This is a genomic window from Streptomyces sp. MJM8645 (genome assembly GCF_001625365.1).
In the GTDB taxonomy this organism is placed as follows: domain Bacteria; phylum Actinomycetota; class Actinomycetes; order Streptomycetales; family Streptomycetaceae; genus Kitasatospora.
Genome location: NZ_LJJF01000002.1, coordinates 713,079 through 739,128 on the forward strand (window position 1 = coordinate 713,079; position 26,050 = coordinate 739,128).

Annotated in this window: 12 protein-coding genes; all 12 read left to right on the forward strand. The window is 75.5% G+C overall.

What is annotated here, in order from left to right; all coding sequences use genetic code 11:
- The first annotated feature begins 630 nt into the window (after nt 1-630).
- Nucleotides 631-7,122 carry a non-ribosomal peptide synthetase gene (locus A6F73_RS33865; RefSeq protein WP_063352186.1) on the forward strand — a complete coding sequence of 2,164 codons (6,492 nt, stop codon included), beginning with the start codon at nt 631-633 and terminating at the stop codon, nt 7,120-7,122.
- Nucleotides 7,119-10,082, forward strand: a complete 2,964-nt coding sequence (locus A6F73_RS33870; RefSeq protein ID WP_063352187.1) for a type I polyketide synthase — start codon at nt 7,119-7,121, stop codon at nt 10,080-10,082. The genes A6F73_RS33865 and A6F73_RS33870 overlap by 4 nt, the downstream gene beginning before the upstream one ends.
- Nucleotides 10,079-14,695, forward strand: a complete 4,617-nt coding sequence (locus tag A6F73_RS33875; RefSeq protein WP_063352188.1) for a non-ribosomal peptide synthetase — start codon at nt 10,079-10,081, stop codon at nt 14,693-14,695. Before A6F73_RS33870 ends, A6F73_RS33875 begins: the two co-directional genes overlap by 4 nt.
- A gap of 103 nt (nt 14,696-14,798) precedes the next feature.
- Nucleotides 14,799-15,698 carry a phytanoyl-CoA dioxygenase family protein gene (locus tag A6F73_RS33880; protein WP_063352189.1) on the forward strand — a complete coding sequence of 300 codons (900 nt, stop codon included), beginning with the start codon at nt 14,799-14,801 and terminating at the stop codon, nt 15,696-15,698.
- 2 nt (nt 15,699-15,700) lie between these two features.
- Nucleotides 15,701-17,101 (forward strand): cytochrome P450, encoded by a 1,401-nt coding sequence (locus tag A6F73_RS33885; protein ID WP_063352190.1) that lies wholly within the window; start codon nt 15,701-15,703, stop codon nt 17,099-17,101.
- Nucleotides 17,098-18,900 carry a non-ribosomal peptide synthetase gene (locus A6F73_RS33890; RefSeq protein WP_063352191.1) on the forward strand — a complete coding sequence of 601 codons (1,803 nt, stop codon included), beginning with the start codon at nt 17,098-17,100 and terminating at the stop codon, nt 18,898-18,900. The genes A6F73_RS33885 and A6F73_RS33890 overlap by 4 nt, the downstream gene beginning before the upstream one ends.
- On the forward strand, nt 18,897-19,631 hold the full coding sequence (locus A6F73_RS33895) for a DUF6875 domain-containing protein (protein ID WP_063352192.1): 735 nt from the start codon (nt 18,897-18,899) through the stop codon (nt 19,629-19,631). Before A6F73_RS33890 ends, A6F73_RS33895 begins: the two co-directional genes overlap by 4 nt.
- Nucleotides 19,628-19,864, forward strand: coding sequence for an MbtH family protein (locus A6F73_RS33900; protein WP_063352193.1), 237 nt, complete (start codon nt 19,628-19,630; stop codon nt 19,862-19,864). The genes A6F73_RS33895 and A6F73_RS33900 overlap by 4 nt, the downstream gene beginning before the upstream one ends.
- The gene (locus tag A6F73_RS33905; protein WP_063352194.1) at nt 19,861-21,147 is read left to right on the forward strand and encodes an ATP-grasp domain-containing protein; all 1,287 of its coding nucleotides are present in this window, start codon (nt 19,861-19,863) and stop codon (nt 21,145-21,147) included. Before A6F73_RS33900 ends, A6F73_RS33905 begins: the two co-directional genes overlap by 4 nt.
- 133 nt (nt 21,148-21,280) lie before the next feature.
- Nucleotides 21,281-22,591: an MFS transporter gene (locus A6F73_RS33910; protein ID WP_208869239.1), complete on the forward strand. Its 1,311-nt coding sequence runs from the start codon at nt 21,281-21,283 to the stop codon at nt 22,589-22,591.
- A 425-nt stretch (nt 22,592-23,016) separates the two neighbouring features.
- Complete coding sequence (locus A6F73_RS41935; protein ID WP_159398684.1) at nt 23,017-23,184, forward strand: hypothetical protein; 168 nt, start codon at nt 23,017-23,019, stop codon at nt 23,182-23,184.
- A complete protein-coding gene (locus A6F73_RS33915; protein WP_063352196.1) occupies nt 23,181-26,003 on the forward strand; it encodes a hypothetical protein in 2,823 nt (940 codons plus the stop codon). The genes A6F73_RS41935 and A6F73_RS33915 overlap by 4 nt, the downstream gene beginning before the upstream one ends.
- Nucleotides 26,004-26,050: the final 47 nt, after the last annotated feature.

Below are 26,050 nucleotides of genomic sequence, written 5' to 3' on the forward strand. Positions count from 1 at the left end.
AAGGGGTGTCCGCTCGTCGCACGCACTCGATGACGCGGATCCGGTGCACCTTCGCCTGGAACGTACCACAGGGGTCAAGCCTTCGAGAAGTACGCCAATCCTGGCCCGGGGCTGGTTTACCGAGCCATATAACATCCTTTAACCAACCTTCGCAAGGTCCACAGGTTTCACCCAAATCAACGGTGCGATTCGCCCCAAAGTGCACCCTGGCACCGGCCCCGAGGCGGCAGCAGCGCCGGCGGAAGCGCCGGATCCGGTGTCGGGAGAGGCGGACGCAGCCCTATGTCCAGAAAGTCGCCCTCCCCGCACCTGCGAGAATAAGACATTCCGTTTGGTCGTTCTTGAAAAATTCCCAGGGCACATACAGACTCGTTTCGTGAACGGACCCCGGCAGGCCGGAGGTCCGACCCGGGGCACCGATCCCCGATGGCGCCGACCGCACCTTCACGTACGCGCCCCCGGTTCCCCGCTCAATTCGCCGTCACCGGCATCGGCCCGCTCACGGGCGAACTCTTCGAGTTTTCAGAGCCCCATGCCCGGATGGCCGCACAGCGACATTCCTCCTCTCGCACACCCCGCGCTCGGACCACCGGCCGAGTGTCGCCAGCACGTACGGAAGGGGCAACCGAAGTGAACAGGAGCGACCTGGTTTCGGATTCGGGTCCGGCATCGGATGCCGAATTCGCATTCCCGCTCTCGGCCCCGGAGTTCGGCATCTGGCTCACCTGTCGGGACCAGCCGGAGTCCTTCAACATCCACCGCGTCTGGGAACTGCGCGGGCAGCTCGACGAGCAGGCCCTGAAGGGCGCCGTCGAGGAGACCGTCGCCCGGCACCCCGTGTTCGCCCGCCGGCTCGTCGACGAGGACGGCGTGCCCTCCTGGGTTCCCGGCGCGCCGCAGCCGCGATGGACCGCGGTGGACACGGCCGCCGTGGACACGGCCTCGGTGGACACGGCCGCGACGGCCGACGCCGCACCCTGGGCTCCCGTCGGGCGCCACCGGTTCGACCTGAGACGCGACTGCCCCGTCCGCGTCGACCTGTTCCGGCACCGACCGGACCACCATGTGCTCTCCCTCCTGGTGCACCACATCGCGTGCGACGGGGCGTCGCTGGAGAACCTGCTGGCGGACATCGGCGCCGCGTACAACGCCCGCACCACCGGCGGGCCCCCCTTCACACCGGAACCGGCACCGGCACCGCCCGCGGCAGCGGCCCCGCCCACGGCACCTGACCCGCCCGCGCCGGCGGAGCCCTCCCGCTTCTGGCCCCTCGAACTGGCGGACGCCCAGTGGCCGGAGGCCCTGCCGCGCACCCCGGGCCCCCGGACGGCCGACGCCGACGTCCTGGTGCTCCCGCTGCCCCCGGACGAGGCCGACGCGGTACGCGCGGCGGCCCGCCGCCTGCGCGTCACCCCGTACCTCATGGGACTCGCCGCCCTCTACGCGGCGTTCGCCACGCAGGGCAACGCCCCCGACGTCATGGTCGCCACACCCTTCGCCTCCCGGACACCGGCCACCGTGCCGCTGGTCGGCTGCTTCGCGCGGATGGTCCCGCTGCGCCAGCGGTGGCCCTCGGGAGCCTCCGGCGCCGAGCTCTGCGACGGTGTGCGGCGGACCGTCGCCGAGGCGCTGTCCCACGCGCACGAGCCGATCCACGAGAGCGCGGACCTCTTCGACGCCGCAGCGCCCGGACTCACCGTCAGTTTCCAGCTGCGCGACCCCCTCCCGGGGCCGGCACTCGGCGGGCTCGCCGTCCGCGCGATGGAAGCGGTGCGTGAGCCGGCGGCGGCACCCGTCGCAGACACACCGGAGGCGCCCGGAGCGACTGAAGCGACTGAACCCCCAGGGACCCCTGAAGTCCCCGATGCCCTCGAAGCTCCCGGAGCCGCTCCCCCCGCCGAGCACCCCGGCGCGACGATCGGCCTCACGCGTTTCGACCTCGAATTCGACCTCTGCTTACGGGCGGACGACGCCTCGGTGACGGTGACGCGCCGGATGCGCGGCGGCACGACCAACGCGGCCGCCGCCGAACTGCTCGCCGTCTACCGCCGGGTCCTGCTCGCCCTCGCCCGCGACCCCGGGGCACCGCTGCCCCGCTCGACGAGCGCGGCGACGCCGTCCCTGATCGTCGCGCCGACCGATCCGTCGGAGCACGCACAGCCCCTCATGGAGCGGTTCGACGCCTGGGTGCGCACACAACCTCAGCGACCCGCGGTGCGGTGCGGCGACGACCTCCTCACCTTCGCCGGCCTGGACCGCGAGGTCACCCGGCTCGCCGCCGCCCTGCGCCGCCACGGCGCGGGCCCGGGCACCGCGGTGGGCGTCCTGCGCGAGCGGGGCGTCGCCCTGGTCGCGTCCGTGCTGGCGGCGTGGCGGGTGCGGGCCCATGTCGTCGCCCTCGACCCCTCCCAGCCCGACTCCCGTCTCGCCTACGTCGTGGCGGACACCGGCACCCGCGTCGTGCTGTGCGACCCCGCGTCGCGCCACCGGCTCGACGCGTCGCTCACGATCGTCGACGAGGCCCCGGGCACCAAGGACGCGCACGCCGAGGCCCCCGACGCCGAGAACGCACACCCCGAAGACGCCCGCGACGCCCGCCCCCACGATCTGGCGTACGTCCTGCACACCTCGGGCACCACCGGCCGCCCCAAGGGCGTCATGGTCGAGCACCGGGGCCTCGCCGTCCTCGTCGACGCGCAGCCGGCCGGAGCCGGGGCCGCCCGGGTCGGCGTCACCGCCGCCGTCTCCTTCGACGTCTTCTTCCAGCAGCTCCTCTACCTCTTCCGGGGCAGCTGCCTGGTGGTGGCCGACCAGGCCACGTACCGCGATCCGCAGGCGCTGGTGGAGTGGGTCGAACGCAACGACGTGCGCCTGCTCAGCACCTCGCCGTCGATGTTCGCCGCCATGCGCCCCTTCGGAGTCGAGGAGATGTTCCAACGCACGGGCCTGGAGCTGGACTTCGGGGGCGAGGCGGTCGACGCCACGACCTGGCGCAGGCTGCGCGAGCTGGGTGTCAGGGGGTCCAACGGCTACGGTCCGACCGAGGTCACGATCCAGACCACGTGGTGCGGTTTCGACGAGTACGGGAGCCCCAGCATCGGCCGGCCCCTCGACGGCACCTCGGCCTACGTCCTGGGCGCCGACCTCCGCCCCGTGCCGGTCGGTTCCCGCGGCGAGCTGTACCTCGCGGGGCCGCTGGTCACCCGCGGCTACCTCAACGCCCCCGCGCTCACGGCCGAGCGCTACCTCCCGGACCCCTTCGCCCCGGCACCCGGCGCCCGGATGTACCGCACGGGGGACCGCGTCACCCTCGGCGCCGACGGACACCTGATCTACCACGGCCGGACCGACCACCAGCTGAAGGTGCGCGGCCAGCGGGTCGACCCGTACGAGGTGGAGGAGGTGCTGCGCGCCGCGCCGGGCGTCCAGGACGCCTACGTGGCCCGCCGGGGCCCGACCGGGACGGCGGGGCTCCTCGCCTGGGTCACCCCCCGCCGCCCGGGGCCGGTTCCGGTGCCGGGGGAGCTGCGCGGCCTCGCGGCCCGGCGGCTGGCGCCCGCCGCGGTGCCCGCGCACATCGAGGTCGTCGACGCGTTCCCGCTCACGCTCAGCGGCAAGGTCGACGAACGCGCCCTGCCCGTGCCCGCGCCCGTGCGGCCGCCGGACGGCGGCGCGGACCCCGTCGTCCGGCTCTGGGCGCTGACGCTCGGCCGCCCGCCCGCCTCGAACGGGGACAACTTCTTCTCCTGCGGCGGGAGTTCACTCGACGCGGCCCGGCTCGTCGCCGAGGTCAACCAGGAGTGCGGGGTGCGCGTCGACCTCGCCTCGTTCTTCGGCGACCCCACACCGGAAGGGCTGCGGCACCTGATCGCGCGGGCCGCGCCCGCCGGCGGCGAGGGCCCGTCCACGGCTGCGCCCGCCGGTCTGTCGGCCGCCCAGCGGCGGCTGTGGCTGCTGCACCGGGCGGAGCCGGACAGCCACGAGTTCACCGTGTACTGGGCGCTGCGGCTGAGCGGTCCGCTGGATCCCGCGCGCCTGCAGTCGGCCTGGCGCGACGTGCTGACCGCCCACCCCGAGACGCGGCTGCGGGTCATCGACGACGACGTGGCCCCCGGGCGCGGGCAGTGGCCCCTCACGGCGTTCACCGTGAGCGTGCGGGACGTGCCCGGGCACGCCCTGGCGGAGCACCTGCGGCGCGTGGCCCACCGGCCCTTCGACCTGTTCGAGGAGCCCTTGGTCGAGCTGCGGGTGCTCAGGACCGGCCCCGAGGACCACGTACTGGTCTTCGTCGGCCATCACCTCGTGCTCGACCGCCGCTCCACGGAGCTGATCACCGAGCAGTTGCTGAGCCGGCTGGCCGGCGGCCCGGCGCTCCCGCCCGCCCCGGCGGGCGCCGTCCCCGGGCCGTCGCCCGCCGAGGCCGAACGGCTGCGCCGGTTCTGGGCCGAGGAGCTCGCCGGCGTCTGCGCCCACTCGCCGGTCGCCCTCGGCGGGCCCCGGCCGGGCCCGCACCGGCGCACCGCGGCGACGGTCGGCGTCCCGCTGGACGCGGCGCAGTGGCGGCGCGTGACGGAGGCGGCGCGGACGCACCGCACCACGGCCCTCGTCCTCGTCCTGTCGGCGTTCGCGGTCACGGCCGACCGGTACGGCGCGGCGGGCGACGTCCTGGTCGGTACCACCATGGACGTCCGACCGCCCGGCTTCAGCGAGGCCGTCGGCCTCTTCGTCAACCCCGTCCCGGTACGGCTGCGCCCCCGCCCCGGCGGCACCGCCGGCGAGGCGGTCGCCCAGGCGCACGCGGCCCTCCTACGGGCGCACGCGCACCGCGCGCACCCCTTCGACGAACTCGTCCGGGAGCTCGGTCTGCGGGCCGGTCCGGGGCAGGCCCCCCTGTTCCAGGTGCTGGTCGACCATGAGCAGCCGGCCACGGCGACGGCCACGCCGCCCGGCGTCCGCGCCCGCCCGGTGGAGATCCCGGCGGCCATCGCGAAGTACGACGTCGAGATCCTGCTCCGGGAGACCCCTGACGGCGCCCGGCTGGACGTGCTCCACCGCACCGACCGGTGGACGACGGACCAGGCCTGGCAGCTGGCCGAGCGGATCCGCGGGGCGCTGCTCGCGCTGGCCGCCGAGCCCTCCGCGCCGGCCGCGCTCCCCGTGGCACTGGACCCGGGGCGCCTCCCCCTGGAGTGGGGGCGGGGCCCGGAACCGTTCGCGCCGGTGGTCCCGGTGAGCGAGCTCGTCGCCCGGATCGCCCGGGAGGCACCGGAGCGGACCGCCGTGGTCGCCGGGGGCGAGCAGCTCACGTACGGGCGGCTGCGGGCCGACGCCCTGGACCTCGCCGCCCGGCTGACGGCCCGGCTGGCCGCCCAGGGCGCGGGCCGGGGCGCGGGCCGGGGCGCCCAGGTGGCGGTGCTGACCGAGCGGTCCGCGGGCCTGATGACCGCGCTGCTCGGCGTGCACTTCGCCGGTGCCGCGTACGTCCCGCTCGATCCCCGGCACCCCGACTCCCGCATGGCGGCGTGCCTGGCCGACTGCGGGGCCTCCGCCGTCGTCACCGACGCGGCCATGGCCGGGCGGGCGGCCACGTTCGGGCTGCCGCTGGTCCCCCTGGTCCCACTGGTCCCACTGCCCTCGACGGCCGATCCGGGCGCCGACCGAAGTCCCGCGCCCGCCGTCCCCCTCCCGCCCGGACCGCACGATCCCGCGTACGTCATCTACACCTCCGGCACGACCGGGCGGCCGAAGGGCGTGGTGATCGAGCACGGCACGCTGGCCTCCTCCACGGCCGCCCGCCGCACCGTCTATCCGGGGCGGCCGGTCTTCCTGCTGCTCTCGCCCGCGGCGTTCGACTCGGCCGCGGCCGGCATCTGGGGGACGCTGTCGGCCGGTGGCCGCCTGGTCGTCGCGAGCGACGACGAGGTCCGCGACCCCGAGGCCCTGGTCGCCCTGATCGCCCGGCACCAGGTCACCCGGCTGCTGTGCGTGCCCTCGCTCCACGCCCTGCTGCTCACCGCCGCCGACCGGGCCGGCCCCGACGCGGTGCGCAGCCTGCGCGAGGTCGTCACGGCCGGGGAGCCGCTCCCGGACGAGCTGCTGCGGCGCCACTTCGCCGTCCTGCCCCGGGTGGCGCTGATCAACGAGTACGGGCCCACCGAGGCCACCGTCTGGGCGAGCTACCGCCGCTACCACGGGCCGGAGGCCGTCGACATCGGCGGCCCGGTACCGGGCTACCGCCTCTACGTCCTGGACCACGCCCTGCGCCCCGTCCCCCCGGGGGTCGACGGCGAACTGTACGTCGGCGGCGCGGGCGTGGGCCGGGGGTACGTCGGCCGGCCCGCCGAGACGGCCGACGCCTTCCTGCCCGACCCGTTCAGCGGCGAGCCGGGGGCCCGGATGTACCGCACCGGCGACCGGGTGCGGTGGCGGGCGCCGGAGGCGCTCGCCTTCGTCGGCCGGCTGGACCACCAGATCAAGGTCCGGGGCCACCGGGTGCAGCCCGCCGAGGTGGAGGCGGCGCTGCGCGGCGCCGAGGGCGTCCGGGAGGCGGCCGTGGTCGCCGACGGCGGCGCGCGCCTCGTCGGCTTCGTCACCGGCGGCGGGCGGCCGGAAGCCGTACGGCGCGAAGTCGCCGAGCTGCTGCCGGAGTTCATGGTCCCCGCCGTCGTCCACGGGCTGGAGCGGCTGCCCGTCACCCCCAACGGCAAGGTCGACCGGCGGGCCCTGGAGCAGGAGGCGGACCGGCGCCGGGCCTCGGCGCTCGCCCGGCCCGCCGGGGACGTGTCGCCCGGGCACGCGGCGGTCACCGCGGCGTGGCGGGAGGTCCTGGGCGTCGTCGACGTTCCCGGCGACGTCAACTTCTTCGACCTCGGGGGGCATTCGCTGCTGGTGCCGGCGCTCCAGGAGGCCTTGCACCGGCACACCGGCGTCCGGCTGCCGATCCTCGACCTCTTCCGCCACAGCACCGTCGCCGACCTCGCGGCCCGGCTGGCGCGCAGCACGACGGCCGCGCCGCCCGCCCCCGGGGCGGAACCACCGCCCTCAGCCGGATCGTCCCGTCGCCGACGCGGCGACGCGGCCCGTACGCTCCGCGACCGCCGCGCCCAGGAGGCCGACCGATGAACCGCGACCGTTCCCTCGACATCGCCGTCACCGGCATGACGGGGCGCTTCCCCGGAGCGGCCGATCTGGCACAGCTGTGGCAGGCCCTGCGCGACGGGCGGGTGCTGACCCGGCGCCTGAGCCGGGAGGAGCTGTCGGCCCGTGGCGTCCCCGCGTCCCTCGCCGACGATCCGGCCTACGTCCCCGTCCACGGGCCGCTCGACGATGCCGACCGCTTCGACCACGAGTTCTTCGGCGTCAGCCCCCGCGAGGCCGGGCTGACGGACCCGCAGCACCGGCTGCTGCTGGAGTGCGCCTGGGCCGCCCTGGAGGACGCCGGCCACAGCGTCACGGCCGGCGACGGGCTGCGGACGGCGGTGTACGCGGCCGCCAGCGGCAGCGGTCATCTGCGGGCCCTCCTGGCCTCCGGCTCGCTGGCGCCCCCGGAGTTCGAGGAGGCGCTCCTGGTCAACGAACGCGACTTCCTCGCGACGCGCATCGCCTACAAACTGGGGCTGACCGGGCCCGCGCTCACTGTCCTCACGGCCTGCTCCTCCTCGCTCGTCGCGGCCCACCTGGCCGTCCAGGCGCTGAACAACGGGGAGTGCGACCAGGCCCTGGTGCTCGCCGCGTCGGCCAACGCCCCCCAGGCGGGGCACCTGCCCATGGCCGGCGGAGTGATGTCGCTCAGCGGGCACTGCCGCCCCTTCGACGCCTCGGCGGACGGCACCCTCGGCGGCTCGGGCGCGCTGGGCGTCGTCCTGCGCCGCCACGAGGACGTGGCGGACGGTCCGCTCCCCCTGCACGGAGTGCTGCTGGGCTCCGCCGTCAACAACGACGGCACCGCCAAAGCGGGCTTCCTCGCGCCGTCGGCGGCGGGCCAGGAGCAGGCGATCCGCGCCGCGCTCGCCGCCGCCGACGTCGACGCCGCGTCCGTCGGCTACCTGGAGAGCCACGGCACCGGCACCCGCGTCGGCGACCCCATCGAGTGGTCCGCCGCCTCGGCGGTGTACCGATCGCTGGGTGCCGCTCCCGGCAGCATCCCGGTCGGCGCGCTCAAGGCGACCATCGGCCACCTCGACGCCGCCGCCGGACTCGCCGGGCTGGTGAAGGCGCTGCTGGTGCTCCGGCACGGGTACGTGCCCGCGCTTCCCGGGCTGAGCCGGGCCAATCCGCTGCTGGAACGGGAGGACTCGCCGCTGTCCCTGCCCACCGAGGCCGGGCCGTGGCGGGGCCCGCAGCCGCGCCGGGCCGCGGTGAGCTCGTTCGGCGTGGGCGGGACCAACGTGCACATGCTGGTGGAGCAGCCGCCGGAGCCGGCCGCCGCACCGCCCGCCCCGCCGCCCGGGCGGGAACGGCTGGTGGTGCTCTCCGCGAAGGACCCGCGGGCCCTCGCCCGCATGCGGGAGCGGCTCGCCGCGCACCTGGCGGACGCCGAAGCCGCCCCCTCGCTGGCGGACGTCGGCCGGACCCTCACCCGGCGGGCGGAACTCCCGTACCGCTCCTCGGCGGTGGGCGCGAACGTGGCCGAGGTCGCGGCGGCGCTGCGGGCCCCGGCCGAGGCGACACCGGAGCCCGCGGCGCACCCCGCCCCGGCGCTGCTGCTCTTCCCGGGGCAGGGGACGCAGTTCCCCGGCATGGCGGCGCCCTTCGCCGCCGCCCTGCCCCCGTTCGCCGCCGCGCTGGACGCCTGCCTGGCCGCCTTCTCCCCCGGGCTCGCCCGCGAGGTCGACGAGGCGCTGCACGACGCCGCCTTCCCCGCCGAACGGCTCGCCCGGACGGCGCTCGCCCAGCCCGCGCTCTTCGCCGTCGAGTACGCCGCCGGGACGGCGCTGCTCGCCCTGGGCCTGGTGCCCTGCGCGCTGCTCGGGCACAGCCTGGGGGAGATCACGGCGGCGACCCTGGCCGGCGCCCTCGCCCTCGACACCGCGGCCCGCCTGGTGGCACGCCGGGCCCAGCTGATGCAGGACTGCGCCCCGGGCGCGATGGTCTCCCTGGCCTGCGGCGAGGCCGAGGCCCGGGCCCTGCTGGCCGAGACCGGCACCGAGCTGGGCGTCGCGGCGGTCAACGCCGCCACGAGCACCGTACTCGCCGGGCCCCCCGAGGCGGTGGCGGCCTTCCGGGAGCGGATCGGCGACCGGTACGCGGCCAAGGTGCTGCGGTCGTCCCGCGCCTTCCACTCCCCGCTGATCGAACCGGCGGCCGACGCACTGCAGGGCACACCGACGGCCGCCGAGGTGCGCCCCGCCGTCCTGCCGTGGATCGAGAACACGGAGGGGCAGCTGCTGCCCGAAGGCTCGCTCACCGACCCCGGCCACTTCGCCCGGGCCGCCCGCCGGCCGGTGCGCTTCGCGGACGCGCTGGCGACGGCCCGGGCGAAGTTCCCCGACGCCGTCGCGGTCGAGGTGGGGCCCGGCCGGGTGCTGAGCGGCTTCGCGGAAGCCGCCGGGCTGCCCGCGATCCCGCTGCTGGGCTCCTCGCCACCGGCACACGCCCCGGCGGCTTCCACCGCCCGCCCGGTACTAACGGCGATCGGCCGGCTGTGGTGCTCCGGCCTCCCCCTGGACCTCTCCCCGCTCCAGGCGCCCGGGCGCTCCGTCCCCCTGCCGACCTATCCGTTCCACGGCCCGCGCCACCCGGTGCCGGCCGCCCCGGCACCCGGAGCACCGCCAGGACCACCCGCCCGGGCGGCCGTCGCCGACGCGGTCGAGCCCGTCGCGGACACCCCCGTCGCGATCCTCCGCGCCCTGTGGGCCGAACAGCTGGGGGTGACCGACGTGCCCGACACGGCCGACTTCTTCCAGCTGGGCGGTGACTCGCTCACCGTGGCCCGGCTGGCGCGCGGGATGAGCCGCCGGTTCGGCGTCGACGTCCCCGTCGGCGAGCTGTTGCGGGCCCGGTCCATCGGGCTCCAGTACGCGCTGGTCGAGCGGTTGATCGCCCAGCAGATCCTTTCCGAGGCCGGGGAGGAGCTCGGATGACCGCCTCGCCCCTCGACCGGCTCACCCCCGGGCAGCGCGCCGAACTGGCCGCCCGGCTCCAGGGGCGCAGCCCCGCGGCCGCGCCACCGGCGGCTTCCGTACCGGCACTGGCGCCTTCGGAACCGGCGTTCCCGTACCGCCCGGAGGCCGTGGCCGGCAGCCACCCCCTCTCCGTCACCCAGTACCGGATGTGGCTCGCCGAACAGGCGTCCCCCACCGCGTCGGCGGCCTACACCGTGCCCCTGGCCCTCCAGCTCGCGGGCCCGCCGGACATCGACCGGCTCCGCACGTGCCTGGACGCCCTCGCCGCCCGCCATCTGGCCCTGCGAACCCGTTTCGGCCAGGAGAACGGGGTGCCCCGGCAGCGCTTCGACCTGCCCGCCCGCATCCCGCTGGAGATACGGGAACTGCCCGCGGGAGCGCCGGAGCGGGACCAGGCACTCGACGCCGAGGCGGCGCGCCCGTTCCGCCTGGACCGGCCCCCGTACGTCCGCGCCGTCCTGCTGACCCAGGGGCCGCAGCAGCACACCCTCCTCCTGACCTTCCACCACGCCGTCTGCGACGGATGGTCGTTGGGGGTGCTGATCGACGACCTGCTGGACGCGTACGCCGCCGGGGACGGCCCCGGTTCCACCCGTCCCGCGCCGGCCGCCCAGCACCTCGACTACGTCCGCTGGGAGCAGTCACCGGACGGGCGGGCCGCGCTGGCCGCCCACGCCGCCCACTGGGCCCGCTCCAGCGGCCGCGCCGACGACGGGGCCGAACTCCCCTTCGCCGTCGACCCGGCCAGCACGGAGCAGGCCGCCACGCAGCAGGCCACCGCGCAGCACGCCACCGCGCAGCAGGCCGCCCGGATGCCGCACGCCGAGCTGGCGCTGCCCCCGGACCTCACCCGGCAGGTCCACGCGTTCGCCCGGCGGCACGCCTGCACGGCGCACGCGGTGTGGCTCGCCGCGTTCGCGGCCACCTGGAGCGCGGTCACCGGCACCCGGACGGCCTCCGTGAGCGTTCCCACCGCCAACCGGGCGGCGGAGCGCTACGACCTCACCGTGGGCGCCTTCGTCTCCGCGATGCCCCTCGCCCTGTCCCTGCCGCCCGCGCTGGGCTTCGCCGCGCTGGCCCGGCGGACCGGCGAGCAGCTCCTGACCGGCTCGCAGCACCCGACCCTCCCCCTGACCTCCGACGACACCGCCGTGCCCGTACCCGCCGCCGCCTTCGTCCTGACCCACGAGGACAACCGGCCGCGCCCGGCCGGCCCCCTCACGGTCACCCCCCTGCCGGTGCGCGTCCAGGGCGACCAGGGCGCGCTGACCGTGCAGCTCACGGAACACGCCGACACCGCCGTCGTCCGGCTGACCGGCTCCCCGCAGCACTACACCGACGCGGCCCTCGCCCGGCTCGGGCGGGCCTACCGACGCTGCCTCGCCTCCGTACTCGCCGCCCCCGACGCGCCGCTGGCCGCGCTGGACGCACGCGACCCGGCCGAGCGCGCGACCATCGCGGCCGCCTCGACGGCGCCGCCCGCGGCCGGGGCCCGCCTGCCCTACGAGGCCTTCGCGGACTGGGCGCGGCGCACCCCCGAGGCGTTCGCCGTCCGGGATGCCGCCGACGGCCACCTCACCTACCGGGCGCTGCACGAGCGCACCGAGCGCGCGGCGGCCCACCTCGCCCTGGCCGGGGTCGGCCCCGGCTCGGCGGTGGCCCTGGACGTGCCGGCGGGCGCCGACTATCCGACGCTGGCCCTGGCGGTCTGGCGGCTCGGCGGCTGGATCATCGCGCTACGCCCCGACGACCCCGCGGAACGCCGCCGCGCCCTGCTGCGCAGCGCCCGGGCGGACTTCCTCGTCCGCACGGCCGACGCCCCCGGGCACGACGCCGACGGCCCCGATGCCAACGAGGGCCGTACCGATGGGGACCACGCCACCGAGGACCGTGCCACCGGGCACGACGCCGACGGCGGCCCGCCGGGGAGGGCCCTGCGGACGATCCGGCTCCCCCGAGGGGGCGCGCGGGAGCTCCCGGCCACCGGCACGGCGGTGCCGCCCATGGCCCGCACGGGCCCGCAGGACCTGGCCTACGCGGTGTTCACCTCCGGCACGACCGGTACGCCCAAGTGCGTCCCGGTGCCGCTGGGGGCGCTGGCCAACGAACTCGCCTGGCGCCGCGAGGCGATCGGCCTCGCCGCCCCCGACCGGGTGCTCCAGACCATTCCCCTGGTCTTCGACCCGTCGCTGTGGCAGTGCTTCGGACCGCTGGTCGCCGGGGCCGGCGTGGTCTTCCCCGGCGTCGACCTCGGGGCACATCCGGCCGCCCTCGTGGAGGCCGCCCTTGAGCACTCCGCGACCGTGGTCGACGTCGTCCCATCGCTGCTCGCGGCCCTGGACGACGAGGATCTGCGCCGGCTGCCGGCCCGGGTCGTCTTCTGCGGCGGGGAAGCGCTGCCCTCGGCGCAGGCCGACCGTTACCTGCGCGTCGGCCACGGTGAACTGCGCAACCAGTACGGGCCGTCCGAGACCTGCATCGACGCCACCTCGTACCGGTGCACGGCGGGGGCCGAGGGCGGCACCGCCCCCGTGGGCCACCCCGTCTCCGGCGTGCGCCTGCACATCCTCGACGGCGCGCTGCGTCCGGTGCCGATCGGGGTCACCGGCGAGCTGTACATCGGCGGCACCGGGGTGGCGCGCGGCTACCGGGACCGTCCGGCCGAAACGGCGGCCCGATTCCTGCCCGACCCGGCCGGTCCCCCGGGCTCGCGGATGTACCGCACCGGGGACCGGGTGCGGTGGAACGCCGACGGGAGCGTGCAGTTCGTCGGCCGCAGCGACAACCAGGTCAAGGTGCGCGGCCACCGGGTGGAGCTGGAGGAGGTGGACCGGCACGTCGTGGACGCGCCGGGGGTGCGGGAGGCGGCGACCGTCGTCGTCGGGGAACGCGTCAGCCGCCTGGTGGGCTTCGTCACCGGCGAGCCCGCCCCGGACCCGGCGGCGGTGCGCGCCCATCTGGCCCGTACCCTCCCGCCGTACATGGTGCCCGGCGAGATCCGGGTGCTCCCGCGGCTGCCGGTGACCGCCAACGGCAAGGCGGACCGCCGCGCGCTGCTGGCCATGGTGCGCTCCGCGCGCACGGCGGCCGGCCCCGCCGCCGCCCACGACCGGGTGGCCGCCGCCGTGGTGGAGGCGTTCGCGGCGGCGCTCGACCGGCCGTCGGCCACCCTGGACGACCATCTCTACGACCTCGGCGGGGCGTCGCTGGGGGCGGCCCGGATCGCCTCCGTGCTGAGCCGGCGCCTCGGGGTGGAGGTCCCCGTGCGCGCCGTCCTGACGCATCCGCTGGCCGCCGAACTCGCCACCGAGGTCAGGACGTTGCTCGCCGCCGCGCGGCCGCTTCCCGCCGACGGCGCCGGAGCCGACGCGTCCCAGACGCCCGAACAGCTCCTGGTGGCCCAGCAGGAACGGGCCCTCGGACACCCCGCTCCCCCGATTCCACTGCTGCTCAGGCTCGATGCCCCCGTGGATCCGCAGGACGTGGAGCGGGCGGTCCGCGCACTGGTCGCCCGGCACGAGGCCCTGCGGCCGACAGCCCCGGAGGCGACACCGGAGGCCGCCGGAACGGGACAGCACGACGCGTGGCGGCCCTGCCCCGTGGCCCCGCTGCCGGACCGGCCCGCCCAGGTCCACTGGGACACCGCACTGGTCGAGCGGCCGCTGCCCGCAGGATCACCGGGGCTGGAGGTCGTCCTGCTGGCCGGGGAGGACGGCACCGTCCGGCACCTGCTGCTGAGGCTGGCCCGCCACCGGGGCGACGGCGCCTCCGTGGGCATCCTCGCCGACGAGCTCCTCGCCCTGCTCGCCGGCCGCGACCTGCCCCGACCGGCCCCGCGCTACAGCGACTACGCCCGCGCCAGGGCCGTCCGCCGCACGGCCCGGCGCGCCGAGCTGGAACGGTACTGGCGCACCAGCCTGGGCCCGGTCCCCCCGGACCCGTTCGCCGAGCGCCGCACCGGCCCGAGGACCTTCCGCAACCACGGGGTGCGGAAGGTCCTCCCCGCCGACGCGTACGCACGCCTCCAGCAGGCGGGCCGGACGGCGGGGACGACCACCACGGCCGCCTTCCTCGACCTGCTCGGCCGGATCGTCTCCCGGATGTCGGGCGGCACGTCCACGGTGATCGGCATGCCGGTCTCCCACCGCTCGGCGGCCACCGAGGAATCGCTCGTCGGCCGCGCCGTCGACCTGCTGCCGGTGGTGCTCGGCGCCACCGGGGCCGGCCACGCCCACCGGGCGCTGCTGTCGGCCCTGGACCACGCCGACCTGCCGCTGCTGCACATCGCCGAGCTCGCCGATCCGGTCGACCCCGCGGTCCGGCCGCCGGTCTGCGCGGCCGGGCTGGTCGTCCACGGGCCGGAGGAGAACCCGGCCGTGGTGCCGGACGACCTGCCCCACGACACCGTGCCCGAGCACTGGGCGGACCTCGACCTCGTCCTCCACGTGCAACCGGCCCGCTCGGGAGGGTGTTCGGTGCTCCTGACCGGAGCCGTCGACCTCTTCCCGCAGGCCGAACTGCGCGGGCACCTCGCCCGGGCCCTGGCGGAGCTCGAACCCGACCAGAGCTGAGCTACGCCCCAGCCGCACCTCCCGCGCGGTGCGCCCGTCGCGCCCGTGCCCCGACCGCCCGCTCTCCGGCACATCCGACACATCCGACACAAGGGGAAAAGTCATGGACGAAGAGCAGAAGTACCTGTTCGACCTGCGCGGCTACCTGGTCCTGGAGGACGTCCTCTCCGCGCGGGAACTCGCCGCCGTCAACGCCGCCCTCGACGGCCACGGCCTGTGGGAGGGCGAGAACAAGCTCGGATACCCGCTGCTCAAGCGGTACAACCCGTTCATCGCCAACGCCGGCCCGCTCCACACCACCCCGCGCCCGGTGCGCGACCTGATCAGCCACGAGAAGGTGCTGCCGCACCTGGAGGAGGTACTCGGCGCCGACCTGCGCTACGACGAGGGCCAGGTGCTCTACGCCCGCAAGGGCGCCGGAGCGCTGATCCTGCACAACGGCAACACCCCGTGGGAGTACCCGCCGCTGACCTACCAGGTCCGCGACGGCCGGATCTACGGCGGACACCTGATCGTCGCGTTCTGCCTCACCGACGCCCTCGCCGACCAAGGCGGCTTCGCGGTGGTCCCCGGCAGCCACAAGTCGGCCTTCGAGATCCCGGAGGACTTCCAGACCTGGCAGAAGGTCGGCGACTGGGTCTCCCGCGTCCCGGTCAGGGCCGGCTCGGTGGTCCTCTTCGCGGACACCGCCACCCACGGCAGCTGGCCCTGGGCCGCCGACTTCGAACGCCGGGTCGTCTTCTGCCGCTACACCGCGGGCATGGTGCAGCACACCGCTCCCGCGCCCGTGCCCGAGGACCTCCCGGGCGAGGAGTGGACCCCGGTCGAACGCCGGCTGCTCCGCCCGCCGTTCGCCTGGCACTTCCACGACCGGGGCAGGGGCTACACGGAGCAGCAGCGCACCTCCGTGCGCACCGCCGAGGGCTGGACGATGAACGACCACTCCCAGCAGATCATCACGCTCGCGGAAGACGCGGAAGAGTCCGCCGAGGGGCGGGGTTAGCCATGGCGAGCATCACCGTGAGTTCGGTCGGCTACGAGGAGTTCGACCAGGAGCTCGGCAGCGACCCCCTGGGGCTGATGACACGGCTGCGCGACGAGGGGACGGTCAGCGCCGTCCCGCTGGACGACGGCACGCGGCTGATCGTCGCGGCGGAGCCCGCCGTCGCCGCCGCGGCCCTCGCCCACGGCACCCGCAACCACCGCGGGCTGCTGCGCGAACTGGTGGGCAGCGGACTGTTCGTGGTCGCCTCCGGGGAGCAGTGGCGCCACCGCCGCGCCCTGCTGCGCCCGATGTTCTCGGCCCGGGCCGTGGCCGAGTTGCACACCCTGGTGCTGGAGAGCGCGGAGGACTTCGTCCGCCGTCGGCTGCTGCCCGGGGCGGGCCGCGAGTTCGACCTCGGACACACCCTCCAGCAGCTGAGCATCGAGATCATCCTCCGGCTCGTGGACCCGGAGCTGACCGGCGCCGAACTGACCTCCCTGGCCTCGACGGTGGACACGGCCGTCCACTACCTGGACCGGCGGCTGTTCGCCCCGGAGACCGTCACCGACGCGGACGGCGAGGCGTTCGCCCGGGACAGGGCGGTGCTGGAGGAGTTCATCGCGCACCGGGCCGCCCGGGCGCCCGCGGCGGCCACGGCCGACGGGGTCCTGCCGTCGCTCGTCGCCGCCCTGCACCAGCGGGGGGACGCGCTCGGCGACCGCCCCGAGGACGTGCTGCGCGAGGAACTGATGTCGATCTTCGTGGCTGGCGTGGAGACCATGGGCACCCTGCTCACCTGGACCTTCCACAACCTGGCCGGCTCTCCCCCGGCCCTGGCCCGCACCCTCGACGAGGTCCGCTCCACCGACCTCCGCTCCCTGCGCGCCGCGCCGTCGATCCCCCAGGGAACCTTGCCGTACACCCTGGCGGTGGTCGAGGAATCGCTGCGGCTGCACCCGCCCGCGTGGGCGCTGTTCCGCCGCATCGACACCCCCGTCGAGGCGGCCGGCGTTCGGCTGGAGCCCGGCGACCTCGTCCTGGCCAGCACCTACGCCATCCACCGCGCCCCGGCCCTGTGGGAGGCGCCCGAGGAGTTCCGTCCGGAGCGCTTCCTGGGCCGGCGCCCGCCCGTCCAGCAGTACTTCCCCTTCGGGGCGGGCCCCCACCAGTGCCTGGGGCGGCAGTTCTCACTGCTGGAGGCGCAGCTCGCCACGGCGACGATCCTCGCGCACGGCCGGTTCACCCTGCTGGGCGACCGGGCCGCGACCGGGCTGCGACCGGCCATCGCCCTGACCCCGGACCCCAGCCCGCGCGCCGTGTTCACCCCGCACCCCGACCCCGGCCCGTACCCCGGCCCCGGAACCGGCACCGCAACCACCGGCCTCGGCAACGCCCGCAAGCACCCCTCGGGGGCACGATGACGACCGCGCCGCACGCCCGGATCGAGCAGTGCTTCACCGCCGTCGCCGAGGCGTTCCCCGAGCGCGTGGCGCTGGCCGACCGGTACGGCGAGATCCGCTACGGGGAACTCCTGACGCGGGCGCGCGCCGCGGCGGCGTCGCTCCGGGCGAAGGGCGTCGACTCCGGTGCCGCCGTGCTGATCGTCGGGCACGGCGACCAGCGGACCGTCCTCGCCATGCTGGCCGTCCTGATGGCGGGCGGCTGCTACGTCCCGGTGGACCCCCGGTACCCGGCGGACCGCGTCCGGCTCATGGCCGGCACGGCCCGGGCGGCCCTGGCCCTGCACGCCGACCGCCCACCGGTGGCGGACCTGGGCATCCCCGTGCACGACATCCCCTCCCTCCTCACGGAGCGGACCACCACAGCGGTGCCGTCCGCACCGGCCGGCCCCGACGACCTGGCCTGCATCATGTTCACCTCCGGCACCACGGGAGCCCCCAAGGCCGTGGGCGTCACCCACCGGGGGATCACCGGGCTGGCGCTCGGGGCGGAGTCCCTGCGGCTGGGCCCCGGCGACGGCGTGCTCCTGCACTCCACCCTCGCCTTCGACGCGTCCACGTTCGAGATCTGGTCCCCGCTGCTGGCCGGGGCCCGGATCACGGCCGCGGACCACCACCCCCTCGCGCTCCACGAACTGGCCGCCCTGCTGGCCCGGCCGCAGATCACCACGGCCTGGCTGACGGCCCCGCTCTTCCGCCTCATGGCCACCCACCACGGCCCGGCGCTGGGCACCCTGCGCACCCTCGTCACCGGCGGTGACACCGTCCCGGCCGGCGCCGCGCGCTCCTTCACCGCCGTCCACCCCGCCACCCGGCTGGTCAACGGCTACGGCCCGACCGAGAACACCACCTTCAGCACCCTGGGGGACGCCGCCGCGTGGGACCGCGAGCAGTCCGCCGCGTTCCCCATCGGCGCCGCCATCGCGGGAACGACGTGCCACGTCCTCGACGAACGGCTGCGGCCCGTCGCCCCGGGCGCGGAGGGCGAGCTCTACCTCGGCGGCCCCCGGCTCGCCCGCGGCTACCTGCACGACCCCGCCGCGACCGCCGCGCGGTTCGTGCCCGACCCCTTCTCCGCCCGGCCCGGTGCTCGCATGTACCGCACCGGTGACCGCGTACGCCACCTCCCCGACGGCGCCCTGGACTTCCTCGGGCGCGCCGACGACGAGGTGAAGGTCAGGGGCTTCCGCACCGATCCGGCGGAGGCGGCGGCGGTCCTCGCCGCCGACCCCGCCGTCGACGACGCCGTGGTCATCGCCGGCACCGGGCCCGACGGCGCCGTCCTGACCGCCTTCCTCACCCCGGCGTCCGTCGACACCGACGCGGTGCGCCGGGGCGCGTGGCAGCGGGCCCCGCGCCATCTGGTGGCCGAGCGGATCATCGCGGTCGACGCCCTTCCGCTGGGGCCCACCGGAAAGGTGGACCGCGCCGCCCTCGCCCGTCTCGCGGACGACGCGGACGACGCGGACGCCCGGACGCACGACGCGCCCGGCACCGCCGCCCCGGGCCACCCCGCACTCGCCGCGGCCTGGGAGTCCCAGACGGGGCACCGCCCGCTGCCCGACTCCGACTTCTTCGCCGACGGCGGCACCTCCCTGGGGCTGATGCGCCTGGTCGAGCAGGTGCGCACCCAGCTCGGACCGACCCTCGACTTCGCCCAGCTCTACGCCGCTCCCACGTACGCCGATCTGTGCCGGCTGACCGCCCCGAGCGCCACCCCGACACTCCCCGGCGACCGAGCACAGGAGGCCGCCGCATGACGCAGGTGATGCAGGATCAGGACAATGATCTGGCCAGAATGGACGGCCTGTGGATCCGGGTGATCGAACCCCAGTCACCCGCCCGGCACGCCCGGGACTTCGCCCAGGTCCACACCTGGCTGCGCCAGTACATCAGCCGGCCCCACGACGAGATCGGCCGCACCGGGCCGGTCTGCCCCTTCATCCCGCCCGCCCTCAGCGGCAAGGACGCCCAGTTCAGCTTCCGCTACGACATCACCGGGGAGGACGAGCGGCAGCTGCGCGAGGCCCTGGAGGCGGAGATGTCCACGTTCGCCCTCGGCACCGAGCGCAGCCGCACCCACACCGGAGCCTCCCTCGACTGCCGCATCGTGGTGCTGCCGGCCACCGGGCCGGAGGGCTGGCGGGTCCTCGACGAGGCGTACGAGGGCCTGAAGAACAGCGCGGTCGCCCACGGGCTGATGGTCGGTCAGTTCCATCCGCACTGCGACGAACGGGCCGTGCGCAACCCGCTCTTCCCCGTCTCCGTGGCCCCCGTCGGCCTGTTCGCGATCCGCCGGATGGCGCCCCACGATGTGCTCTTCTTGTACAAGCACCGCGCCTGGTTCAAGATTTACGATCAGAACTTCCGCGCCCACTACGAACGGGGCCGCGTACGCGACCCGCTCCTGCGCGAGTTGTACGTGACCGCTGTGGAACGTCACGGCCTGCCCGAGCTCGCCCCGAAGGCAAAGGAGAACGACGCGCCGTGACCGAGGACCAGTACCACGTCGTCGTCAACCACGAGGAGCAGTACTCGATCTGGCCCACCTACCACGACGTCCCCCAGGGGTGGCGGACGGTGGGCGAGCCGGCGTCCCGCGAGGACTGCCTGCACAGGATCGAGGAGGAGTGGGACGACATGACCCCGAAGTCCGCCCGGAGCCAGGCGGCCCCCGCCGCACCGGTCCCCGCGGGCCCGGCCGGCTCCCCGGGGTCCCCGTGACCGACACGCTTCCCACGGTCGCCGTCGTCTACGGCAGGGGGTCGGCGGGGCCCGCCGAGATCCTCGGCGCCGCCCGCGGCCTGTGCGACGTGGTCTTCGTCTGCGACCCGGCGGTACCGGGCGTGGCGCCGCTGCTCGCGGGGATGCGCCGGCGGGCCCGGGTCTGCGAGATCAGCGGGCACGACACCCCCGCCGCCGCCGAACTGCTGCGCGGGCACGGCCCGGTGGGCATCGTCACCTTCAGCGAGTACTGCCTCGCCGGCACCGCGCGGCTCGCCGAGGCCCTCGGCCTGCCCTACCACCGGCCCGGCACCGTCCGGCTGCTCACCGACAAGGCCGACCAGCGCGCGGCGTTCGCTGCGGCGGGGGTCGACCACACCCCGAGCGTCGTGGTGCGCTCCGCCGCCGAGGTCGACGCCGCCGTGGCCCGCCTGGGCTACCCCGTGGTGCTCAAACCCCGTACCGGGGCGGGCAGCCAGGACACCGTACGGCTGGCGGACCGCGAGCAGCAGCGGCGCGCCCTGTCCGACCTCGGCCTCGCCCCCGGCCTCGGCCCCGGTGACGGGCGGGCGGGCCCGGACAGCGCCCCGCGTGACTTCGTCGTGGAGAAGTACCTGCCCGGGGACCCTGCGGTGGCCGGACCGGACTGGGGGGACTACGTCTCCGTCGAGGCCATCGTGCAGCACGCGGAGGTCACGACCCTCTGCGTCACCGGCAAGTTCGCCCTGGCGGACCCGCTCCGGGAGACCGGGCTGTTCCTGCCCGCCACCCTCACGCCCGCCGTGGAGAAGGACGCCGCCGAACTCGCCGCGGCCGCGGTCCGGGCCCTCGGCGTGACGACCGGGGTGACCCACACGGAGGTGAAGCTCACCCCGGACGGCCCCCGCGTCATCGAGGTCAACGGACGCGTCGGCGGGCGCGCCGTGGGCCTGCTGGACCGGGCGCTGGGCATCGATCTGCTCGCCCTCGCCTTCGAGTTGGCCCTGGAACGCACCGTCGAGCCCGTCACGGCCCCCCGGCCGGCGGCGGTGACCTTCGAGTACTTCATCGTGCCACCGCGCACGGTCGGCACCGTCCGGGCGATCGACGGCGCCGACGCCGTACGGGCCCTCCCCGGCGTCGGCGAGGTCGACGTGGCGACGGCCCCGGGGCAGCCCGTCGACTGGCGCCACCCCGCACAGCGCCTGGCGTTCGTCCGGGGCACCGTCGCCACCCATGACGAGCTGCTCCGGCTCATCACATCCGTCCATGACAGATTCCACCTGGAGTTCGCACCCCAGTGAAGAGAACGTTCCCCACCACAGGCCGACCGCGCGCGCCCCGCCGAGAGCGTCGAAGAGCGCGTGCCCCGCAGTGTCCCGCAGTCCTTCATCGTGGAAAAGTGGAACAGCAGAGAGGTAGTCGATGCTCGACAAGGTGCGACAGCCACTGAAACACCGGCCCTTCCGGCGGGTGTGGCTGGGCGAGACCGTCTCCCTGGTGGGGGACTACAGCTTCGAGGTCGCCTTCATCTGGCTGATCCTGAACGAGACCGGATCGACGACCACGCTGGCCACGATCCTGCTCGTCCAGGCCGTCCCCCGGGGCGTGCTGATGCTGGTGGGCGGCGCGGTGACCGACCGGCTCTCCCCGCGCGCCGTCATGTTCTGCTCCCACACGCTCCGGGGGCTCGCCGTCGCCACGCTGGGGCTGATCGCCCTGACCGACCACGTGAGCACGTGGCACCTCTATGCCCTCGGCGCGCTCACCGGCGTCGCCGAAGCGTTCTTCTGGCCGGCGGCCGGCAGCATCATCCCCTCCCTCCTGCCGCCCGAGCACCTCGCCCGGGGCAACGCGCTCGTCGGCTTCGGAGAGCAGGGGGCCCGGCTGCTGGGGCCGATCCTGGGCGGCGCCCTCGTGGCCGCGGTGGGGACGTCGACCACCATCCTGCTCAACGCCTTCACCTTCTTCTTCGCCGCCCTGACGGTCTTCGGCGCGCCCCGCAGACAACCGGCCGACCAGGCGGGCGACCAGACTTCCGACCAGTCCTCCGACCAGGCGGGCGAGGCCGACGAGGGCGCCAAGTCGTTCACGGCGATCCGCCGGGAGATCGTCGAAGGGCTCCGCTACGCCGGACGCAGCCGGGAGATCCGCACCGTCCTCCTGCTGATCGGCGCGGCGGCCCTCAGCTACAGCGGCCTCTTCAGCGTGGGGCTGCCCGCGCTGGCCAAGACCTTCCCCCAGGGCTCACTCGCGCTGGGCGTCCTGCTGTCCGCCTGGGGGCTGGGGCAGCTGATCGGCACCATCGGCGCGGTCTTCACCGGGCTGCCGCGCCGCTGGGGACTGCTCATCATCGGGATGACGCTCTGCGAGGGGACCGCCTTCGTGCTGCTGGGCTTCCTTCCCAGCGTGTGGAGCGCGGCGGTGGTGCTCACCCTGCTGGGGATCGGCGTCGCGTACTCCAGCGACGTCGCGCTGCCGACGTTCATCCAGACCAGGACCCCGACGGACGTGCTGGGCCGGGTCAGCAGCGTGATGGAACTGCCCCGGGCCACGCTGGAACCGCTCTCCATCGCGGCCATGGGCCTGCTGGTCGGCTGGGACATACAGTGGGCGTTCGTGCTGGCCGCGATCCCCATGCTGGCCGTCGGCCTCCACCTGGCCCTCGACCGCGAGGCCCGCGCGCTGAGCACCACGGCCCCGGAGGAGCATCCGGCGGCCAAGGATCCGGACCCCCTCGTCTTATAGGCCCCTGTCCGCCGGTGGTGGCCGGTGATCTCGAATGTCCGCGCTTTCCGACCGAAACCCCGGATTTCTCGGACAATGCGGCAGAACATCGTTATCGAATCTCCTCCGGAACGAGTTCGGCCACGGCCACCACCGGGCCGGCGACGGCCTAGGCCAACGGATGCAGCGGCTCGCCGGTTCACAATCCCGAGCGGAAAATTCGGGAAAGGGATTTCCCCTGGTCAAAGGGGTGCGGCGATACCGGAATTGTGAAGTGTGCATGGCATTTGTTCCTTGCTTACTTGATTCGCGCAAATCCCTTCCGTTCCCGGAGCGAATCTGACAGCATCGTCCGCTATCCGGCGACCGCATGTCGGTGATCACTGCGCCGGCACGCCCGCGAGGTGTCCGTCCATGGCCGAGATGTGCCTGGATCGGAGCAATGGGTGGGGCCGGAACGCGACCGGGGGGAGAACGTGATGCTCGGCTTCGTCGTACGCCGACCGCGCGGGCGACGGCCGCTGGCGGCTGCCGCCCCGCTGCTGTCGGCCTTCCCCACCGGACGCCGCCGTCGGGACGTGGCCACCCGGCTGCGCCACGTGGAGGAGATGTGACCGCCCAGACCGGCACCACCGTGCCCACCCCTTCGCCCGCGCCCGGCACCGCCCACCGCCCCGCGCGATGGGTCCGCACCAGGCTGCGGGCGAACCCGCTGGCCGCGCTGCTCATGGCGGCCCTGGCGTTCGTCGCCGTCTTCCTGGCGGCGGCCTTCCCCCGCATCGCGGACCGGGGCGCGGACACCGCGCTCCAGGACTTCGTCAGTCAGAAGGGCCTCAACCAGACCAGCCTGCAGACCACGTCCAAGACGCGGGACGACGACAAGGCCGCCACACTCGACCGGGTGCAGCAGCAGCTCACCGAGATGGTCGGTCGGCAGCTGACGCTGACCCAGTCGGGCCAGGCCTACGGCGCCCGCGCCCTGGGCGACCGCGGCATGGGCAATCCGGAGTACGTCCGGTTCGCGGAGAAGAGGACCGACCCGGTCCTCGGCCTGCTCTACCTGCACGACCTGGCCGCCCGGGCCACCCTCACCGACGGCACCTGGCCGACCCCCGCCGCCGCCGGCGGTCCGCTGCCGATCGTGGTCAGCAAGAAGGCCGCCGAGAGCATCCACATCAAGCTCGGTGACGTCATCGACAACGGCGCCGACGGTTCGGGCGCCAAGCGGACCACCGTGGTGGTCGGCCTCTACCAGGTCAACGACCCCCAGGACCCGTTCTGGGAGGACCTCGGCTGCCCGGCCCGCGCCTGTCTGAGGACCGACCCCGAGCACGAGCACTGGATGACCAGCGGATTCGTCGACGGCGACAGCCTGCCCGCGATGGCCCGCTGGGGTTCGAACGCCGAGAACTTCTGGCGGCTGCCCGTCGACACCGCCTCACTGCACGCCGACCGGTTCGACCGCACCCGCGGCATCCTCAGCTCCCTCCTGACCGGGCACGACGCCACCGCCCTGGCCGACGCGACCCGGCGTCCCGACCTGCACACCACCTCGGGCCTTCCCGGCATCCTCAGCCGGGCGGACGACCGCTACCAGGCCTCGCTGCCGCTCAGCGCGATCGGCCCGGCCGGCGTGGCGGGCGTCGCCACCGTGGTGCTGTTCCTGGCCGCCGCCCTCACCACCGACCGGCGCACCGCCGAGATCGGGCTGCTCCAGGCCCGCGGCGGCTCCCGTGCCGGGGTGCTGCGACGGCTGGTCGGCGAGGGTGCGGTCACCGTCCTGCCGGCCGCCGTGCTCGCAACGGCCCTCGCCCTGGTGCTGCTGCCCACCCCCCGGTGGGACCGCTCGGTGCTGGCAGCCCTGGCCGCGACCCTGATCGCGCTGCTGGCCTTCCCGGCCCGTGCGGCCCTGCGGCGGGCACGCCGGCGGGCGGTCGGCGGCCGACGCCGACTGGTCGGCGAACTCGCCGTCCTGGCGGTCACCGCCGTGGCCGTGGCGGAGGTCCGACGCCGGGGCGTCGGCACCGGCGCCGGACTGGATCCGCTGCTGGTCGCCGCCCCGCTCCTGCTCGCCGTCACCGGCGGGCTGCTGCTGGCCAGGGTCGAGCCGGTGCTGGTCGGCTGGCTCGCCGCCCTCGCCGGCCGGGGCCGCGGCCTGATCGGCTTCCTCGGCCTGGCCCGCGCCGCCCGCGACAGCTCGGGCCGCCGCCGGCCCTCCGCGCTGCCACTGCTCGCCCTGGTGATCGCCGTCACCACGACCGGCTTCGGCGCCACCGTGCTCGACACCGTCGATCACTCGCGGACCCGCGCCGCGCGCATCGCCACGGGCGGGGACATCGGCGTCTCCCTCCCGGGCTACGCCACCCTGTCCGAGTCGTTCACCAAGGCCGCCGACGCCCTGCCCGGCGTCCGGGCCTCGACCGCGGCCTGGGTCGAGCCCAACGCCCGCATCGTCGGCGCCGACCAGCGCTACACCGAGGCCTACCTGGTGATGGTGGTCGATCCGGCGGCGTACGCCGAGATCGCCCGGACCCTCGGGGTCGGCGGGTTCGACCCGGCGAAGCTGGCCGGGGCGGCGGGCGGCCGGGACACCCCGGTGCCCGCGCTGGTCAGCCGCGACCTGGCCGAGCGCCTGGCCGCAGGGTCGTCCCAGGTGCGCACGCCCAACGGCAACGACCTGCGCCTCGCCGTCGCCGGGACCGTCGGCGCCACCCCCGCCCTGCCGGACCCGGGCAAGCCGTTCGCCGTCGTTCCCGCCGGCCCCGCCTGGGAGCGGCTGCCGGACGCCAAGCGGGTGAACGAGTGGTTCGCCGTCGGCGAGGTCGACCCCGAAGCGGTCAGGGCGGCGCTGCGGGACAACGGCGGGGTCCAGCCGACCGGCCTGGCCAAGATGATCGCGGACGACGCCGCGGCCGTCGGCAAGGCCGTCGGCGGCCTGCCCGCGGGGTACACGGTGCACAGCAGCCGGGAGACCGCCGCCGCGCTCGGCGGCGACCCGCTGCAGCACGCCGCCGGGCGGCTGTTCTGGTACTCGGGTGCCGCCGGCGCCGGGTTCGCCCTGCTCGCCGTGCTGCTGACGCTCTTCCGGGCCGCGCCCGACCGCACGGCCGTGCTCGCCCGGCTGCGCACCATGGGCCTGCGGCCCCGCCAGGGGCTGGCGCTGATCGTCGCCGAGGCGCTGCCGCAGACCCTGGCGGCCGCCGTCGGCGGCGGGCTGGTCGCGGTGGCGGCGGTCGCCCTGCTGGGCGGCGCGTTCGATATCTCGACCCTGGTCGGCGCCAGGGTCGGGGAGCTCGTCGCCCCCGCGCTGATGCCGGTGCTGCTGCCCACCGCGGGCCTGGCCCTGCTGGTCGGCCTCGGGGTGGTGCTGGAGACGCTGGTCACCGGCCGGCGCCAGATCGCCACCGAACTGCGGGCGGGGGAACAGTCGTGACACCGCGACGGAGGCTCTCCGCGATCACCGGATGACCGGCCCTCGAC